The sequence below is a fragment of the Bacillus sp. ISL-75 genome (assembly GCF_018613095.1).
The window spans coordinates 29,366-48,013 of the sequence record NZ_JAGGQX010000059.1 but is presented as its reverse complement, the minus strand read 5'-3'; the positions used below and the strand labels follow the sequence as shown (position 1 = coordinate 48,013).

Genomic DNA, 18,648 nt, shown 5'->3' with positions numbered 1-18,648 from the left:
TGTTACGTTGGCTTAGTTTCTTTATTGAAACTAAAAATTTTTGTTTGTTTGCACGATTTTGTTTGTTTAGTTTTCAAAGAACAATTATTAAAGGTAATTTGGAGCGGGTGAAGAGAATCGAACTCTCATCATCAGCTTGGAAGGCTGAGGTTTTACCACTAAACTACACCCGCATAAAATATATTCGACTGGTCGGGAAGACAGGATTCGAACCTGCGACCCCTTGGTCCCAAACCAAGTGCTCTACCAAGCTGAGCTACTTCCCGTTAAAGTGCGCCCTGAGAGATTCGAACTCCCGACCTTTTGATTCGTAGTCAAACACTCTATCCAGCTGAGCTAAGGGCGCATGTATTGAAGTCAACTTTTAAAGTATACCAGACTCGGTATCGTTTGTCAACAATTTATTTGGTGCGGCCGAGAGGACTTGAACCTCCACGGGGTTGCCCCCACTAGGCCCTCAACCTAGCGCGTCTGCCATTCCGCCACGACCGCACGATAATTAGCGACAAAAACAATCATAACATACTAACCAAATTAATTCAAGTAAAACATTTGGTGCGGGTGAAGGGAGTCGAACCCCCACGCCTTGCGGCGCCAGATCCTAAGTCTGGTGCGTCTGCCAATTCCGCCACACCCGCATTTAATATTGATTTACAAAAAAATGGCTGGGCTAGCTGGATTTGAACCAACGCATGTCGCAGTCAAAGTGCGATGCCTTACCGCTTGGCTATAGCCCAATATTGATGTTTATAAAGATTAAGAAACAGGAAATGAATCAATGTCACTCCCCGTCCCAGATGACCCCTACGGGACTCGAACCCGTGTTACCTCCGTGAAAGGGAGGTGTCTTAACCGCTTGACCAAGGGGCCGAAAAATTATATGGCGGAGAAGGAGGGATTTGAACCCTCGCGCCGGTCACCCGACCTACACCCTTAGCAGGGGCGCCTCTTCAGCCTCTTGAGTACTTCCCCATATGGCTCCGCAGGTAGGACTCGAACCTACGACCGATCGGTTAACAGCCGATAGCTCTACCACTGAGCTACTGCGGAATAATATTATTAAAAACCTTAAATCAATTAGGCAATCACCTTATCGACTCTTTACATTATAATGACGTTATAATAGAAAGTCAATATAGTTTTTAGATAAAGATTTTTTCCAAATTCTTACGTCATTCTAAAATTATTTCTTTTATTTTCGTCAACTTTCCTCTACATTTTCCACAAACGTATCTACTTGTATCAATGCTTCTTTTTCGCCTGTAAGATAGCTGACATTTCGAGCATTGATATAGAAGGATTCTTTTGGATGTTCGTTTTACTGGTCTACCGGGTAATTGTGCACAAAATCGCGGTGCTCCTACTTTTTTTAATAATTGCTTAAACTCTTGGTCTCTATGCTGATACCCCTTCCCTTCAAGGTGAAGATGATAATGGCATAGCTCATGTTTAATGATCCCCACTAATTCTTTTACACCTAGCTGCTCGTAATATTTTTTATTTATTTCAATATTATGTGTGCCAAGAAGGTATCTGCCGCCTGTTGACCTTAGTCTTGGATTGAAAGACGCTATGTGTCGAAACTGCTTCCCAAATGATTCAACAGATATCTTTTCAACTAATGATTGAAGTTCTTGTTGTTCCATTTTGGGACCCTCACTTTCTTTGCGAACATGACAACCTATTATAGCATATATTGTATATACCTTTAATAATGATGTACTTTTCGGGAGGTTTTATTATGCCAACTTGGTTGCAAAACCAAATGAAAAGAGCTTTCTATGAGAAGGATCGCTATCAGATCAAGATGCTAAACCAGTGCTGGTTCTTTTACAGAAAAAAACACTTCTCTTAAGTTCATGAGGACAATTTATGCACTTCTCTTCCAATTTTTGTCCTCATGAATACCTCATGAGGACATTTTACACCTTTCTCTTCCTATTTTTGTCCTCATGAACACCTCATGTGGACATTTTAGACCTTTCTCTTCCTATTTTTGTCCTCATGAACATTTATGAGACCTTTCCCTTCACATCTAATAATTATTTCTAAGAGAGTTAATTGATTGGGACAAAAATAAAAAAGAAGACCCACTCGCATTGCGAAATGGTCTTCTATAATGGTGATAACGTTATTACAGGAACTCGTTAATTCCAACTAGTTCGAAGGCGCCAGCATTGTTAACGCAACCCGGCCTTTTTTCATATCAACGGAATCCACCCATACAGTGACTACATCCCCTACTGACACAATATCCAAAGGATGCTTTACAAATCTATTGCTTAGTTTGGAAATATGCACAAGCCCGTCCTGCTTAACGCCGATATCAACAAATGCACCGAAGTCCACAACATTCCGAACCGTACCTTGCAGCTCCATACCTGCTTGTAGATCTTCTAACTTAAGGACATCTTTTTTCAAAAGAGGGCGTGGTAAATCATCGCGCGGATCGCGTTCCGGCCTTACCAAAGCATCAATAATATCCTTTAGGGTTAATTCCCCGATAGCAAGTTCTTCTGAAACAGCTTTTAAATCAATCCCATTAAGAGCAGTTATTAACTCATCCGAACCAAGGTCATCAGTTGTAAATCCTAGACTCGCTAATAATTTCTTCACTTCGTCGTAATTTTCCGGATGAATCCCTGTTCGGTCAAGCGGCTGCTTGCCATCTAATACGCGCAAAAACCCTATCGCCTGCTCATAGGTTTTTGCACCAAGACGAGGTACTTTCTTTAATTGAACCCTGCTCGTAAATTTCCCTTCCTCTTCGCGCTTTTTGACAATATTATTTGCAGCCGTCTTGTTAAGCCCCGCTACATACTGTAAAAGTGATGGAGAAGCAGTATTCACATTTACACCGACCCTGTTAACGGCTGTTTCAACCACAAAATGCAACGATTCTGACAGACGTTTCTGGGAAACATCATGCTGGTATTGACCGACACCAACCGATTTTGGGTCAATTTTCACCAATTCCGCTAATGGATCCTGCAAGCGGCGGGCAATGGAGGCTGCACTTCTTTCTTCTACCTGCAGATTTGGAAACTCTTCTCTAGCAAGTTCAGATGCAGAATATACACTGGCACCGGCTTCATTAACAATCAAATAAAAAATTTCTTCATCCATTTCTTTTAAGATATCTGCGACAAACTGTTCTGTTTCCCTTGAGGCTGTACCATTTCCTATTGCCGCCATTTCAACTTTATACTCGCGGAGGATGTGAATAAACTTTTCGCGCGCTTCTTTGGCTTTGTTAACCGGTGGATGGGGATAGATCACATCTATCTTCAGCACCTTGCCTGTTTCATCTACGACTGCTAATTTACAGCCTGTCCGGTAGGCAGGGTCGACACCTATGACGACTTTGCCTTTCAACGGTGGCTGTAAAAGTAAGTTACGAAGGTTTTCAGAGAATATATGTATGGCTTGCTCTTCACCCTTATCCGTTAATTCATTGCGGATTTCCCGCTCAATGGAAGGCTGAATTAATCTTTTGTAGCTATCTTCCATCGCTTCTAACACAGTGGGTGCTGATGGAGAGTGCTGGATACGGATCCACTTTCTCGATAAATATGACAAGATTAAATCGGCATTCATTCTAATCGAAACTCTTAAAATGTCCTCTTTTTCACCACGATTTAAGGCGAGAATTCGATGCGGAACAATTTTATTTACAGGTTCTTCGTATTCATAATACATTTCGTAGACGTTTTTCTCATCTTTTTCCGCTTCTTTGACCACCGATACAACTGCACCGGATTTAAATGTTTCTTTACGAATCCATTTACGGCTTTCAGCATCATCAGAAACCCATTCCGCAATAATATCTTTCGCACCAGCAATCGCATCCTCAACGGTAAGGACTTCTTTTTCTTCTGATAAAAATTGTTTTGCTTTGTCTTCAACACTTTCTTTTGTAAAAGTCAGAAGCCACTCTGCAAAAGGTTCCAAACCTTTTTCTTTTGCAATCGTCGCTTTTGTCCGTCTTTTTTGTTTATATGGCCTGTATAAGTCTTCAACTTCTTGAAGCTTTTCTGCTTTGGTAATCGCCTGGTTAAGTTCGTCTGTTAATTTTCCTTGTTCGGCAATGATTCGAATAACCTCTTCTTTTCTATGCTCAAGGTTTTGGATATACTGCCAGCGTTCTAAAATATTGCGAATCTGTACTTCATCAAGTGCTCCTGTCATTTCTTTACGATATCGAGCAATAAAAGGAACTGTATTGCCTTCATCTAATAAAGAAATCACACTCTTTACTTGTTTATGAGATATTGTCAGTTCAGCTGCAATTTTCTTTAACAATTGATCATCTTTTACGATTGTATCATTCACAAAACAATCCTCCATTCCTTTTCATTCTATTGTATCAGAATCATTAGTCCGTTTCATTAAAGTGCCTTCCGCTATTTATTCTAAAGGCTGCTTTATACTTGGCTGTTGATTTCCGCTCCAGGGCGCTTCAATCAACATGTGCCAAAATCAACAATGAGCTTTAACATAGCCATTAAAAAAAAATAGGCGAGCATATGAGCTCGCCTAAGCAGAAGTAGAAAATGAGGTCAGGATATGTATGAAAAAACGCTCTTCCTAAAAAGAGCGTGCTTTAAATTAAAATTCGATGAGACCCAGGCTAACCTGCAACGCTTCATCCACTTTTTCCATCATTTCGTCATCGAGATGGGTGATTTTATCGGTTAACCGCTGCTTATCAATTGTACGAATTTGCTCTAACAGAATGACCGAGTCTCGTTCAAATCCGTAGCGCTTCGCATCAATTTCTACATGAGTAGGAAGCTTGGCTTTTTGAATTTGAGCTGTAATCGCTGCAACAATCACTGTGGGACTAAACCGATTCCCGATGTCGTTTTGGATGACAAGTACAGGTCGGACGCCGCCTTGTTCAGAACCAACAACTGGGGATAGGTCCGCGAAATAAACGTCACCACGTTTGACTATCAAAGGATTATCCTCCGCTTACAAGACGTTCAACTGTGTGTTCTGCCTCATATTCTGCTAAAAATGCTTCTGATGCAATTCTAAGATTTATCTTTGCCATTTCCATGTATCCACGTCTCATCGACTCGCGAATTTGTCTCTTTTTTCGTTCGCGTAAATACATTTTTGTTGCTTGGTAGATAAACTCGCTGCGGTTTACATTTTCTTGTTTAACAAAACCATCTAATTCCGTTAAAAGATGTTGCGGTAACTTCACTAAGATTTCCGTAGTTGCGCCTGACTCAGCCACAAACATACACCTCCACCATCACTACACACCATTTTTATCTAACCAGAATTCCTTCTGACGCATAAATTCAACACACTACATGAGTCGACCCAGAGTCTGTTTCATACAGTGAGTTTCACTTATCTATCTGTACCATCTACAATAATAACACTTATCGAACTTATTGCATAGACTATTTATAATACTACTGTATTATAAGCCAATAAAACACTCTTTTATGCACAAATTACCGCAATATCATAAATATGACTGGAAATCTTCATTTAGCCCATTAATCTTCAAGAAGGTAATTTTTTAAATCGACAATTTTCCCACTCTTTTTATAAATGCGCGGAACTCGATTTGCAATGATACATGGAACTTCATAATTAATTGTGTCAAGCTTTTGGGCGATTTCATTAACAGAAATAAACTGTTCCTCGTCCCCGCCGATTAATGTTACGGTGGTCCCAATTGGAACATGATATGGGAGACGAATCATACATTGATCCATACAGATTCGACCGACAATCGGCGACCTCGTTCCCTTAACAAGCACCTCTTGGCCTTGCAGTTTGCGAATCCAGCCGTCTGCATAACCAATCGGGATGGTCCCAATCCACTCTTCTTCACCAGTTTCATACGTTGCCCCATAGCTCACTTTTTCGCCCTTTTGCAACTTCTTTACATGAACAAGTCGTGACCTGAGTGAAAATGCTTCCCGGAGCGGAAAAGGAATTTCACTTTCCATCTCAAGTGAAGGTGTCAGGCCATACATTGCAATGCCAATCCGAACGGCATTAAAATAAGCGCTAGGATATCTTAGTGCAGCAGCACTATTGCTTGAGTGGATATACTTCGGTTGTTCTTTTAGCCCATTGGCCATACTGTCAAATAACGCTAATTGCTGACGAAAATAGGTTTCATCCAGTTCATCAGCCGTAGCAAAGTGTGTATAAATCCCTTCCAATATAAATTGGTCATTTTCGGAGATGATTTGTTCGATTGCAGTTAACTCTGGTAAGCTGCGAACACCAATTCTCCCCATCCCTGTATCTACTTTGATATGAAAAGAAATTCGATCCTCTGTCTTTAGATGTTTTATGGCCTCTTGCAGCCATTCCTTCTGGAAAACGGTAAGGGTAATATAAAATTTCGCTGCCACTTGAACATCTTCAGGCCGTGCAGCACCCAAGACAAGAATAGGAGCAGTAATTCCTTTCTTTCTTAAGGCTATCGCTTCATCCATAAAAGCAACTGCTAAATAGGCTGCACCTGCTTCAAGGGCTGTTTCTGCCACTTGAATATCCCCGTGGCCATATGCATTTGCTTTGACAACTGCGATCATATTCACATCTTGAGGCAAATGCTTTTTGACGGAGGCAACATTGGCAAGAATACAATCTAAATCTATTTCCGCCCATGTATCTCTATAAAAAAAACCTTGCTCTTCCATGTTTCCACTTCCTAATAGCTTTAATTAAATGTCATTCCATTTTATCACAAAAATTATCAAACTGCTGTTTACTATCATTTACAAATAAAAAACAGGCCCTGTAAAGAGCCTGCTAGTATCAATATTTATTTTACTGCTTCACCTTGGACAGATGCTGCAACTTCAATCATTTCTTCCTTCGTTAGGTTTTTCGATGCAATCATGTAATCCACACCATTATGCGACCAAGAGAGGGAGTGTTCCGAAACAGCCCCGATCGTCATACCTAAGTCGACAATATCACCTTCAATATAGGTTGGATTCGCAGACGCTGTTTTTGCTGTTACCTTTTCCTGGACAAGCGTGAACGATTTTTTGCCATCATAGGTGAGGACAACCCTCTTGCCATCTTCTAGCGCCACTTCTTTTTCCTCAATCAATTTTGTCCCTTTAAGTTCTGTAGTTGGATACATAACGGTAAAGGCATCATCGCCGCCATCTGCCATAGCAGGCAAATTAAGCTGCGCACGTGTCATGTTTTTCTTCATATCGAAATCATCCTTGTCAAAGCTGGCATTAAATTTCACTTTGGAAAACTCAACAGTTACAAGGGCATTTCGATCCGGATCCATTACTTTTACCACAGCAGGTGATAAATCACTTTTATTCAACTTGATTTCTTGGAATGGGAGCATTGTATTGTTTTGATAGCGGGTCTTCGTTTCGAATACATAATATTCTTTAGTGGTGGAGAATTTTGCACTTTTATCTGCAACAATATCCTTAATCAGCGATTCATACAAGTAGGCCTGGCTGCTATTTTGCGGCCAATCGCTTTGGAAACGGAAGCTCTTATTTAGAGCAGGGGTAAGAACAAATACGCCTTCGTTATTCCTTAATATCATCTGACTTTGGTCTTTTTGAGCATTTTTCAAATTCACGCGATAAAAGGTAGGATCTTTATGCCAAATTTCAACCTTATAAATTTGTGAATTAGATCCCATTTTCAACGTCATTTTTGCATTCACCTTATAGCCGCTTAAGTCATCTAGTTTCCCCGTTAGCTCTTTTACCACATCACCTTGTGATTTAGAACCGCAGGCCGCTAGTACAAAAATGACCATGAGCCCCGTGATTAGCAGCAATAGCTTTTTCCTCATTCCTTCAACCCCTTCTTGTCTCATTTCATATGATTATAGAGAAGAGAAAGGCAGGGGTCAGGCAATGGAGTTTGCTTAATGACCATGGCTGACCTTGTCTCTCCTGTTTCCCTATGAATATATGAGACAACCTAAAGGAATATGATAAGGAGTTGCCAAGCTATTTATTTTTATAAAAATTTATATGCACTAAATTTCTTCAATAATTACATGCGCTACGGCGTAATCTCTACTATGTGAAATAGATAAATGGGCATGCCTCTCTGGCTTTGCAAAAAAGGGTTTTCCAGATCTATCATTTTCAATTTCAATATCTAAAAATGATAACTCTTCACCAATACCTGTGCCATTCGCTTTAGAATACGCTTCTTTCGCCGCAAAGCGCCCTGCTAAAAATTCTACTTTTCTGACAGCCGATAAACCTTCAAATTTTAGCCGCTCATTCGGAGTTAACACGCGGTCCACAATTTTCTTTTGTCGATTGAGGATGTCCTCAATCCTTGAAAGTTCAATAATATCGATCCCAATCCCTTTAATCATCGTTCATCTTCCTTCTATTTGATATACAATGAGCATAAGTAATAGTGTACGAGGACGGAAATTAGTTATTTATAGTTAATGTGAAACTCAGGAGGTTTTTATCATGTTTACGAGAACGGAAAGTTTTCGCGATTTTATCCGCCTTTATCCAATTGTTTCTATTATTATTACCATTCATGTAGGATTATATCTTTTAACGAGTATAACCATCTTCCCTAACTCTTGGTTCTTTGAAAATCTTTCTGGAGTTAATCTTTATATTAAGGAAGGGGAATATTGGCGGCTGATTACACCGACCTTTATTCATAGTGGTTTTTCACACATGCTGTTTAATAGCTTTTCCCTTGTGCTATTTGGACCGGCACTGGAGCGCATGCTTGGAAGCGGCAGATTTTTATTTGTCTATCTGCTGTCAGGTTTTATTGCAAATGTCGCCACACTGCTGCTCCAGCCGCTCACCTATACCCACGTTGGTTCAAGTGGAGCGATATTTGGTTTGTTTGGTTATTACCTTGCGGTTATTATGTTTCGGAAACATATGCTTTCCAAGCAAAACTCGCAAATAATCCTTACTCTTTGTGTTGTCAGTCTCATTATGACATTCTTACAGCCGAATATTAATATTACCGCCCATCTTTTTGGATTACTTGGTGGTTTTTTAATGGGGGCGATTCCTTATTTCAATAAAAAAGATTTATCCGATTCGATTCGAGGCACCGCGAACTGGGCCAGCAGTAAGAAGAGCAGCATCTCCTATCAATCTCCATTGAAGGTGATCATTTGGGCGTCGATTATTATCATTGCTATTCTCGGATTACTAGCCCAATAAGAAAAGCGCAAGCGCCCTGTTCAGCGGCGTATGGCCTGGAGCGCTCCAACTGAGATAAAGGAAACACGAAGAGCCGAAGGCGATTCGATGTTGACTTATCGTAGGGCGGAGAGCGAAGGACACTAGCCGCTAGGGCGCTGGAGCTGGACAATTTTCAAAGTCGAAATTTATACTTTCTTATCTTGAAATAACAGGGATTTGCAGTCGAAACTACCTTTCACTGCAAATCCTTTTTTCTTTGCCGCTAGAATACCAATCATAAATTTTCTTTAGATCGCCCTTTTCCATATCAACGACAGTGCCGCCTGCATCACCAACGCCCGATTTCACAAAGGCTTCGAATGTTCCTAGTTCTTGTTTCTGCTGAAAATAACTTTCTCTTATTTCCAAGCTTTGAATCTTATTTTTCTTCATTATAACCATCGTTCGAATCAACATTAACGTTCGGTATCTTAGCGTTAGCTGCTGTTCAGCAAGAGTCCAACCAGCTGCCTTATATTTTAAAACAGCCCCAAGCGTCATCGCACCAAGCAGAATGATGGAAAGAAGGCCCCAAGTCTTCAAAAATAGTAGCGACACAATCACGATCGGAATAGCAATGTACCAGTGCCTGAATATATAGCGCCACATCGACCGTTTCGGTAGTAGGGTAAAGGTGGTCGGGACAAGGTAATCTGTAATGGCCGGTTCAAGGATGGAAGCGATCTGATCTAGCTTGACGATCGGCAAAAGGGTCACTTTAGAACCTTCATGATTGGCCGATGACCCGCCAGCACTTTCCGCATATACGGTCGCATAACCGAGGGGTTGTCTGACCATATTTTCACTGATGCGAATCGCTTGGATCCGCTTCAACGGAATTGTTATTTGTCTTCTCTCCAACAGGCCCTGAGTAATAACTAAATCATTGTCTTTTTTGATCACAGTAAAATTAGCATACTTTAGCATCGTACCAATGAGAGCGATTACCCATGCCAGGAAAAATCCAATAACCACAAGGATAATAAGCAGGATCAGATTAGGGGCCGTCCATTTTTCAATACCGCTGGCTAATCTTCGAAAGGGAATCAGGTCATCCACTTGACTTAATAACGCAAGGACAGCTGAGATGACCACCCCAACACCACCTGAGGTTAGGGAAAGTATTAATAATTGTCCGGTGGAAATTTTATAAACGGATTGACCCTCAGGTAGATCTTTTCCTTCGATTGCCCCGCTCCCTTTAGCTGCTGCCGTAAATTCCTGGATTACCAGAGCCTCCTCTTTCGATATCCCAGAAAGGACGGCTTCCGCTTCTTCTGATCCCATTCCGCCAGCTGTTTCAATTTGGAGTTTTACCAACCCGAACAATCGTTGTAAAATACCTTCGGAAAGATCGATACTTTGAATTCGCTCATATGGAATGTATCTTTTCTTTTGAATGAAAATCCCATCTTTAATCCGGAGTTCATCCTGTTCCAATTGGTATGTATACCGTAACCATGAGAGGAGACTGCTAATAAAAATAATAATAATCGCTATTAAGGACACACCCAAGGTGAAGAGTAACGGGCGACCACTATCACGAGTAACCGAAAATGTAAAAGCAGCAATTGGAAAAATAAAGTTTTTTATTCTTTTACCCATATATCCCAAAATGGCTATGGGATGAAGTCGTTTTGGTTTAGACATCATCTTCAGCAACCCTTGCTAGTTTCGATATATTGAGCCTTAATTGTTCTGCTTCTGTTTCTTCCAAAGCAGGAATTGGATGGGCTGTAGCCGCCGTATGAACAATCACTGATGCTAATTTGTACTTCCTTAGGATAGGTCCTTGGACGGTATCTACATGCTGGACGCGAACCATTGGAATTAAGGTACGACTTCGGATAAAGAAACCCTCCTGCAGCTCTATTTCTTCCTCACGAACTTCATATCTCCACCATTTCCATCTGAGTGCAGGAAATAGAAAAATATGTAAAAATGTAAAAATAACTCCTAATATGATGAGGGTAAGCGAAATCCAGAAGGGACCATCGAAAATATATAATAGTATAACAATAACAGCTGTGATCGACCATTCTATGACAACCTTGATTACTGCAGAGATTCTCCATACCTTTAAGGCCTTTTCCGAAAGTCGATTTTGCGGTTCAACCATTCATCTCTCCCCCTACTTCACAATCTCAAAATCAGTTTAAGTATACATGGTTGGGGAGTACGGCACTACTACTTATTCGATAATAAAACTGGACTGGTCGATCCACGTAACTCCTTCACACTCTTGCAAATCCTTTACCAGCTCAAAAAGCGCCGTATCTTTTTGCTTCGCTTCAATCATACAGTGGATCTCTGGAACAGTTCCCTTAACTTGATTTAAAAACCGAAGAAACATTTGCGGGTCAATTGTGTCCGCATGGGCTCTAAAATCCTTTTCGGAGCGCGGACTGGATATATGTATCTTTATTGGCAGAGGAGACTGTGCCCAAGTCGCAACAATCCGCTCCCAATCAGCCGTCCAGTCTTCCTCTTCATGATTAGCAAGATGATGATGATAATCAAACACCATCGGCAGACCCAACTTTTCACAAAGGTATAGTGTCTCCTTTATTGTAAATGTCGTATCATCATTTTCGAGCATAATCATTTTTTGGATTGGAGGGGGAACATAGGCCCAATTATGAATAAAGTATTCCAGGGCTTTCTCCTTATCGTTATACCCTCCACCGACATGAAGTACACAACGGTGTTCCGTATCTATTTCCATTCCTTTTAGGAGTCTTTCATGCATGGCAAGCGTCTTTAAGGAATTAATCAAAATATCCTTATTCGGTGAATTAAGCACCACAAAATGATCTGGATGGAAGTCAATCCTAGAAGGGTGCTCTTTTATATAATTGGCTAGTTTTTTGAGTGGTTCTTTCAATGGTTTGATGTAGTCCCAGTCCAGTAATTCCTCATGATTAGCCAGGGGAATGAGCCGCGAGCTTAGCCTGAAAAAATGAATTTGGTTGCCCTCATTGTGTTTTAATAACCGCAAGCAATTTTCTAAGTTCGATATAGCGATTCTCTCTAATTTCCGAATCGCTGCGTCCCGGTCTTTTATTTTTTCAAATTGAGCAAATGTCATCGTTTGTGATGGCGATGCGTTCTGGAGTTCTACGCTCATTGCTACATATCCAAGTTTGACAATCATTTTGTCCACTCCTACTTAATTCTGTTCCATTTTTTGAAATTTAAATAAAGATATAGTGTTATTCTCACCCATCGATCCTTTTCAACTACAAAATATTTTCCATCGATATGGGAACTCTAAAAAAAAGTTTGTGGAGTGAATACAATGGGCATTTTCTCAAAAACAAAAAAACAACAAGAATCTCAAAGCACTTACACCCATGAACAAGTTTTCTTAGGAGAAAATTTTGACGTTCGGATGAAGTGGATAAGGAATGCCTTCCAGCAATGTTCTGATATTGCGTTTCATGAATTAACGGCTAGTCAAACACGTTGTGGAATTGTTTATTTAAATGGGATGGTCGATCAACAGTTATTCGATGAACAAGTATTAACCTATTTGGTATCTGAGGATTTTGCTTCCTCGCATAAAGAATTTATCCATAAAATACTTGAATTAAACCTGGTAAGTTCGATGTCAAGCAGTGTTCTCACTGATATGCAGCAAGCAGTTCATCTCGTACTCGATGGCTATATTTTTATTTTTTTCGATGGGGATCCTCGAATGCTCGCCTTTTCGCTAACTAGCTTCGAGAAGAGAGCGATTAGTGAACCTGCCAACGAGAATGTGATCAGGGGTCCCAGAGAAGCTTTCGTTGAGGATATTCATACGAACATTACCATGGTTCGCAGAAAAATTAAGTCGCCCTCATTGAAAATGGAGCAACTATTAATCGGTAAATATACGAAAACAAAAGTTTTCATTGGCTTTCTCGACGGGATTTGCAAAACAGAACTAATTAAAGAAGTAAAACAGCGTTTAGGTGGTATACAGATGGACGGAGTGTTAGGAAGCAGCTATTTGGAAGAGTGTATTGATGATTTTCCTTTATCACCATTTCCTCAAGCCCAAAAAACAGAAAGACCTGATGTCGTTGCTGCAGCCTTGCTTGAAGGAAGAGTGGTTATTTTTGTGGATGGGTCACCGATCCCACTTATTGTACCTGTGAATTTTTTTATGTTCCTTCAATCAGCAGAAGATTATTACCAGCGTTATATTTCCAGCAGTTTTGTTCGTTTGCTTCGGTATATATTTTTACTCTTTTCTCTGCTTTTCCCATCATTCTATATTGCAATCACCACCTTTCACCCGATCATGATTCCGGCCGATTTATTATTAAGTATTGCCGCCGCTAGGGATAATGTTCCCTTCCCTGCAATCGTCGAAGCATTCATTATGGAGATTGCATTTGAGGCCTTACGTGAGGCAGGAATCCGTACACCAAAAGCCATTGGTCAATCGATTAGTATTCTAGGTGCTATAGTCATTGGCCAAGCAGCGGTACAAGCAGGGATTGTTTCTGCACCAATGGTGATCATTGTCTCGCTAACAGGAATAGCATCATTTATTATTCCACATTTTGATTTGGGGTTCACCATTCGTCTGCTTCGCTTTCCAATCATGATTTTATCCGGGACCTTCGGAATATTTGGGTTAATGATTGGCTGCCTGCTTATCTATATTCATATGATCCACCTAAGTTCATTCGGAATGCCTTATCTCACTCCTGCTGCGCCATTACGGGGAAGTGATTTAAAGGATACATTTATTCGTGCTCCTAGATGGTTGATGAATCATCGTCCTTCTTTTGTTGGGACATCAGATTCAGTACGGTTAAATATAAAAAAGTCAGTGGATGAGGATGATGAAGATTGAAGAGTATCCTAACATGGTCCATGGTGATATGCACTTTATTTTTAACAGGGTGCTGGTCCCAAGTGGAAATTAATGACCGTGCATTTGTTTCAACAATCCTCGTTGATAAAGCCAAAAACGGGCAAATCGAATTAACCTTAACCTTTCCGCTTCCAAATCGACTTGTTTCGAGTTTAACAGCGGGACGAAGTTCACCTGGTAATCCATATGCAGCATTGACTTATAAAGGGGTCAATATTTCAGAAGCTTTTCATAAAGCGCAGGTAGATTTGCCAAGGAGAATTAGTTTTGGTCAGGCCAAGGTCTTAGTAATAGGAGACAAAATGGCAAAAGAAGGGATAGTAAAAATTCTTGAATTTATTATTCGGGAACCAAGTTTGAATCTGAATATAAGTATGTATGTAGCCCCTAAAAAGGCACAGGATATCCTTCCTATGGTTCCTGACTTTGAAAATTCCCAAACGAGAATCCTTTTAGGATTTGCCAAAAATGAGATTGCACTAAGAGTCACTCCGAAGGACTTTCTCGAAACAAATAATGGGAATATGATTGTCAGCCGTTTAAAGGTGGAGAAACGGAAAATGCTCAGTGAAAAAGGGAAAGAGGCTGTTAGGGTTGGTACAGATGGCATGGCCTTATTCGATCAATACAAAATGGTAGGAAAATTGTCTAGTTATGAAGGTCGAGGAGCGTTATGGTTTCGTGAAGCTATTAAAAATTTTTTGGTTACGATTAAATCTCCGACAGATAAAAAAAATATAAGCTTAATCGTGAGGCAAACAAAGACAAAAATCCGCCCATCTAAACAGGATCCTTTCACATTCGATGTTTATGTAAATGTGGAGGATGATGTATCCGAATCCAACTCAGCGGTTGATTTGAAGAAAGATAAAAATTTGAAACAATTGCAGATTATTGCCCAAACTGATATTAAAAACAGGATCGAAGCTGCCTTTCAATCCACTAAAAGGACTGGTGCGGATGCTTTTCAACTCGGTGAATATTTATCATGGTATAAACCAAAAATATGGAAAAGTGTAAAATCGGATTGGCAAACGGTTTATCGAGACAAGGTAAAGCTAAATATCCATATTGATTTAAATATAGAACACGTTGGTACGGAAGGTAATCCATTTTGGACAAAGGAACTAAACCCATGATTATGATTATCTTATTCTTTTTGTTTATTTTATTTTACGAGTTAAACTTCCTAAGGAAAAAAAAACGAAAACAACGAACCTATTGGATTGTCTTGACTGTTATGAGCGTGTCCTTTCTTTACTGTCTTTCAGTGACCCTTTTTAAGGATTTTCCTAGCACCAATATCTTGATTCAATTCCTATTCAAACCAATACAAGACAGAATCATAGGATAGGTGGATCACTTTGAAAACTAATAAAATTACACCTAATCAAATTACACTCTTTTTAATCCTTTATTTTTTCTCGACATTTGTCGGATTTTTCTCCGTCCAACTCATCGAAAAAGCACAATACGATTCCGTACTCGTCATTTGTATTAGTGGTTTTGTTGGATGTATTTATGCCTATTTAACGGTAAAACTAGCTAATCGACGGCCCAAAGAATTTATTGTTCATTACGGAAAGGAGATCTTCCCCTACTGGATTCATTTTTTCCTTATGGGATTCATTTTCTTATTCTGCTTGCATGGCTGTTCCATTCTTTTAAGGGAATACGATGACTTTCTCATTCTGGTCTATCTACCAGGTACACCAGGATGGGCAGTTGGGACGCTGTTTGGAATTGTTATCGCGATAACCGCTCGATTAGGCGTCGTCGCCATATTTAGAGCAGCCCAAGGTTTATTTTTTATCATATTATTCTCTCTTCTATTCAACAACATTTTTATTGGAAAAGAGTTAAAATTTGATCGCTGGATGGCGTTTGTGACCAATCATACTTTCCCTGGTATCTTGAAAGGGAGTTATTTTACCTCTCCTTTTCTAGCAGAACTGGTGTTATTTGTTTTTATCTTTCCATTCTTTACGGAAAAAAACAAAACACTAAAATCGATGGTATGGGGGATTATTTTTGCCTGTATCTTGATCACGACACAAATGGTATCAATGTTGCTTTTATTTGGTCCAAGTTTAATCTCTCATTTATCCTTTCCCATGTTGGAAATGGTCCGCTTTATCCATATCGGTGAATTAATTGAAAACTTAGATCCTCTACTAATAGCCGTTTGGTCTACCACGGTTTATTTAAAAATTAGTTTTTTCCTATACCTTTCTTCTTTTATTTTAGCTCAATTATTTAGCTTAAAGGATCACCGTCCCTTTACCTTCTCATTAGCCGCTATTATGGTGGCGATGTCGATCCGTATTGCTAAGAATGCAGCCGATCTTAGTTTTTTCTTTGAAACCACCTGGGCAACCTATGCCTATTTTATAGAGTCCATCCCTATTCTTTATTTGCTTATGGACACCGTAAGGCAATTTTGGAAGAAGAGGGCAAGCAAAAAGGCAGAGAATTAGCAAACAAGAAGAGCATGGACAAGGTGTCCATGCTCTTCATTATCTAGCGAATTATTTTATTGATGATTAAAGCTTCTTGGCTTTGATGTTGACTTACCGCCACCGCCAGTTCTTTTTTCACCACTGCGCGGCTTTGTTGGTGCTTTTTTTCTGTTACGGTCCCCGCCGTATGAACCTGAACCTCTAGAATCATCTCTTCTTCTACGGTCACGATCTTGGGGTTTTCTTTCTCGTCTTTGTGGAAGCTGTTCTTCTGTCAGCTTAACCGGTGTTGTATCCGGTTCTTTTGTTAACATTTTCAACACAGCTGCGACAACAGTTGCTGCATCATTTTCTTCCAACAATTCTTGAGCTGCTGCCTTATAATAATGTAAGTTGTTCGATTCAATCGTTGCAACGATCTTTTCTACAACTGCTTTTTGTTGACCTTCTAAAGCTTCATCAAGCGTAGGAGCTTTCATTTTTTCCATCTTGCTTCTAGTAGTTCTTTCCACGACAGCAAGATATGATTTTTCACGTGGTGTAATAAATGTTAAAGCTACACCCTTTTTACCGGCACGACCTGTACGTCCAATACGGTGAACGTAGCTCTCAGGATCTTGAGGGATATCAAAATTGTATACGTGAGTTACTCCGGTGATATCAAGTCCCCTCGCTGCTACGTCTGTTGCTACAAGCACATCAATTGTTCCTTCTTTAAATTTACGAAGAACTGACATACGCTTTGCCTGAGTTAAATCGCCGTGGATACCCTCTGCGGTATAACCCCTTAAAGTTAAGGCTTCTGATAATTCATCGACCCGGCGCTTCGTACGACCAAAAACAATCGCAAGTTCAGGGGATTGAATATCAAGAAGTCGTGTTAATACATCAAACTTATTTCTTTCCACTACTTCAAGGTAATACTGTTCAATTGAAGGAACGGTCATTTCTTTCGTTTTGACACGAATAATTTGCGGATCCTTCATGAACTTTTCTGCCATTCTTTGAATCGGTCCTGGCATGGTTGCAGAGAAAAGCAATGTTTGGCGATCTGATGGTGTTGAAGCAAGAATTGATTCAATATCTTCAATGAATCCCATGTTTAACATTTCATCTGCTTCATCAAGAATCACTGTGTTAACAGTTTCGAGGCGCATCGTTTTTCTGTTGATATGATCTAATACACGGCCTGGAGTACCAACAATGATATGTGGTGCTTTCTTTAATGAGCGAATTTGGCGGCTGATATCCTGCCCGCCATATATTGGCAGTACGCGAACTCTTTTGCCTGAACCTAGTTTATATAGTTCTTCTGATACTTGAATTGCAAGTTCACGAGTTGGCGCAATAATGATACCCTGGATTGCATCCGCACTAATATCAACTTTTTCAATCAATGGAATCCCAAATGCAGCTGTTTTACCTGTTCCTGTTTGAGCCTGGCCGATCAAATCAATACCTTTTAGCCCCAATGGAATAGTTTCTGACTGAATTGGTGTTGCCTCCTCAAAACCCATTTTGAGGACGGATTGTAACGTGGCCTGACTTAGACCTAATTCTTCAAACTTTGTCAATGTTTTCATTCTCCTTCATCTATGTGAAAATATTTTTTAAGTGCTGAATATTTTCGCCTGATACTCAGAAAAGCGGAAGCGCCTGCTCTTAGAGGCGAAAAGCGCTTGAGGGCCCAAGTGAAGTCCTATTTTGAATTAATAAAAATGCTATAGGTTATCTTTCATCTTTGATCAAGTAGGTTTAAAGTTCATCACGGATAAAATAAATTTTAATTTTATCACATGATGGCAGTGGATTTTTATACTTCATCTTAGGCAGGACCGAAACGGCTCGGTTCCCTTGGCGCTTGAGCGGACACGCATCAAAATGCCGTAAATAGGTAACATCTTTATTTTACCAAAAAAAAACATGCTCCCTCAAGGAGTATGCCCTTTAATAATCGTTCTTTAGACACGTTGATGAATATCATACCACTGTTGCTAGTATTTTGCAATAAAGACAAGTTTGTTACAGGTTCAAACCGATCCTATTACTTCATCAAATTGTCCAATACTCGATAAGAAGGGCAACTTCTCCACACAAGGGGGGTCTCAGT

Annotated in this window: 16 protein-coding genes and 9 tRNA genes; 5 read left to right on the top strand and 20 right to left on the bottom strand. The window is 40.0% G+C overall.

Annotated elements, in window-relative coordinates; genetic code table 11:
• Positions 1-99 precede the first annotated feature (99 nt).
• The 10 genes from J7E63_RS22655 to J7E63_RS22610 all read right to left on the bottom strand — a co-directional run bounded on the left by J7E63_RS22655 (position 100) and on the right by J7E63_RS22610 (position 1,646).
• Positions 100-173: transfer RNA gene (locus J7E63_RS22655), tRNA-Gly, on the bottom strand.
• A 16-nt stretch (positions 174-189) separates the two neighbouring features.
• Positions 190-266: transfer RNA gene (locus tag J7E63_RS22650), tRNA-Pro, on the bottom strand.
• 6 nt (positions 267-272) lie between these two features.
• Positions 273-346, bottom strand: a tRNA-Arg gene (locus J7E63_RS22645).
• A gap of 60 nt (positions 347-406) precedes the next feature.
• Positions 407-492 (bottom strand) — tRNA-Leu (locus tag J7E63_RS22640).
• Between the two features lie 61 nt (positions 493-553).
• A tRNA-Leu gene (locus J7E63_RS22635) sits at positions 554-638 on the bottom strand.
• 24 nt (positions 639-662) lie between these two features.
• A tRNA-Gln gene (locus J7E63_RS22630) sits at positions 663-737 on the bottom strand.
• Between the two features lie 61 nt (positions 738-798).
• Positions 799-870, bottom strand: a tRNA-Glu gene (locus J7E63_RS22625).
• A gap of 11 nt (positions 871-881) precedes the next feature.
• A tRNA-Ser gene (locus tag J7E63_RS22620) sits at positions 882-972 on the bottom strand.
• A gap of 3 nt (positions 973-975) precedes the next feature.
• Positions 976-1,050: transfer RNA gene (locus J7E63_RS22615), tRNA-Asn, on the bottom strand.
• Between the two features lie 122 nt (positions 1,051-1,172).
• Positions 1,173-1,646, bottom strand: a complete 474-nt coding sequence (locus J7E63_RS22610; RefSeq protein WP_215016712.1) for a SprT family protein — start codon at positions 1,644-1,646, stop codon at positions 1,173-1,175.
• Positions 1,647-1,741: 95 nt separating this feature from the next.
• On the opposite strand from J7E63_RS22610, the gene cmpA reads away from it, so the two are divergent.
• Positions 1,742-1,855, top strand: a complete 114-nt coding sequence (cmpA, locus tag J7E63_RS22605) for a cortex morphogenetic protein CmpA (protein ID WP_088085061.1) — start codon at positions 1,742-1,744, stop codon at positions 1,853-1,855.
• Between the two features lie 302 nt (positions 1,856-2,157).
• On the opposite strand, the gene J7E63_RS22600 is transcribed toward cmpA, so the two are convergent.
• The 6 genes from J7E63_RS22600 to acpS form a co-directional block, all read right to left on the bottom strand.
• Entirely contained in the window at positions 2,158-4,332 is a 2,175-nt protein-coding gene (locus J7E63_RS22600; RefSeq protein ID WP_308161993.1) for a Tex family protein, read from the bottom strand.
• A 276-nt stretch (positions 4,333-4,608) separates the two neighbouring features.
• A complete protein-coding gene (ndoA, locus tag J7E63_RS22595) occupies positions 4,609-4,959 on the bottom strand; it encodes a type II toxin-antitoxin system endoribonuclease NdoA (protein ID WP_007083556.1) in 351 nt (116 codons plus the stop codon).
• A 4-nt stretch (positions 4,960-4,963) separates the two neighbouring features.
• Complete coding sequence (locus tag J7E63_RS22590) at positions 4,964-5,245, bottom strand: CopG family ribbon-helix-helix protein (RefSeq protein ID WP_066097189.1); 282 nt, start codon at positions 5,243-5,245, stop codon at positions 4,964-4,966.
• A 271-nt stretch (positions 5,246-5,516) separates the two neighbouring features.
• Complete coding sequence (gene alr, locus J7E63_RS22585) at positions 5,517-6,680, bottom strand: alanine racemase (protein WP_215016708.1); 1,164 nt, start codon at positions 6,678-6,680, stop codon at positions 5,517-5,519.
• Positions 6,681-6,805: 125 nt separating this feature from the next.
• Positions 6,806-7,819: a LolA family protein gene (locus J7E63_RS22580; RefSeq protein ID WP_215016706.1), complete on the bottom strand. Its 1,014-nt coding sequence runs from the start codon at positions 7,817-7,819 to the stop codon at positions 6,806-6,808.
• A gap of 189 nt (positions 7,820-8,008) precedes the next feature.
• Complete coding sequence (acpS, locus tag J7E63_RS22575) at positions 8,009-8,359, bottom strand: holo-ACP synthase (RefSeq protein WP_215016704.1); 351 nt, start codon at positions 8,357-8,359, stop codon at positions 8,009-8,011.
• A 103-nt stretch (positions 8,360-8,462) separates the two neighbouring features.
• Between acpS and J7E63_RS22570 the strand changes: the two genes are divergently transcribed.
• A complete protein-coding gene (locus J7E63_RS22570) occupies positions 8,463-9,188 on the top strand; it encodes a rhomboid family intramembrane serine protease (RefSeq protein WP_215016702.1) in 726 nt (241 codons plus the stop codon).
• Between the two features lie 210 nt (positions 9,189-9,398).
• Here J7E63_RS22570 and J7E63_RS22565 read toward each other — a convergent pair whose 3' ends face one another.
• The 3 genes from J7E63_RS22565 to uvsE form a co-directional block, all read right to left on the bottom strand.
• Positions 9,399-10,862 (bottom strand): PH domain-containing protein, encoded by a 1,464-nt coding sequence (locus J7E63_RS22565; protein WP_251033693.1) that lies wholly within the window; start codon positions 10,860-10,862, stop codon positions 9,399-9,401.
• The gene (locus tag J7E63_RS22560; protein WP_215016700.1) at positions 10,852-11,328 is read right to left on the bottom strand and encodes a PH domain-containing protein; all 477 of its coding nucleotides are present in this window, start codon (positions 11,326-11,328) and stop codon (positions 10,852-10,854) included. The genes J7E63_RS22565 and J7E63_RS22560 overlap by 11 nt, the downstream gene beginning before the upstream one ends.
• 72 nt (positions 11,329-11,400) lie before the next feature.
• Positions 11,401-12,363, bottom strand: coding sequence for a UV DNA damage repair endonuclease UvsE (gene uvsE, locus J7E63_RS22555; RefSeq protein WP_215016698.1), 963 nt, complete (start codon positions 12,361-12,363; stop codon positions 11,401-11,403).
• Positions 12,364-12,507: 144 nt separating this feature from the next.
• On the opposite strand from uvsE, the gene J7E63_RS22550 reads away from it, so the two are divergent.
• The 3 genes from J7E63_RS22550 (at position 12,508) to J7E63_RS22540 (ending at position 16,556) form a co-directional block, all read left to right on the top strand.
• Positions 12,508-14,058: a spore germination protein gene (locus tag J7E63_RS22550; RefSeq protein ID WP_215016696.1), complete on the top strand. Its 1,551-nt coding sequence runs from the start codon at positions 12,508-12,510 to the stop codon at positions 14,056-14,058.
• Between the two features lie 20 nt (positions 14,059-14,078).
• Entirely contained in the window at positions 14,079-15,218 is a 1,140-nt protein-coding gene (locus J7E63_RS22545) for a Ger(x)C family spore germination protein (protein WP_251033694.1), read from the top strand.
• Positions 15,219-15,443: 225 nt separating this feature from the next.
• Positions 15,444-16,556 carry a GerAB/ArcD/ProY family transporter gene (locus J7E63_RS22540; protein ID WP_215016692.1) on the top strand — a complete coding sequence of 371 codons (1,113 nt, stop codon included), beginning with the start codon at positions 15,444-15,446 and terminating at the stop codon, positions 16,554-16,556.
• A gap of 56 nt (positions 16,557-16,612) precedes the next feature.
• Here J7E63_RS22540 and cshA read toward each other — a convergent pair whose 3' ends face one another.
• Positions 16,613-18,112 (bottom strand): degradosome RNA helicase CshA, encoded by a 1,500-nt coding sequence (cshA, locus tag J7E63_RS22535; protein ID WP_215016689.1) that lies wholly within the window; start codon positions 18,110-18,112, stop codon positions 16,613-16,615.
• Positions 18,113-18,648 lie beyond the last annotated feature (536 nt).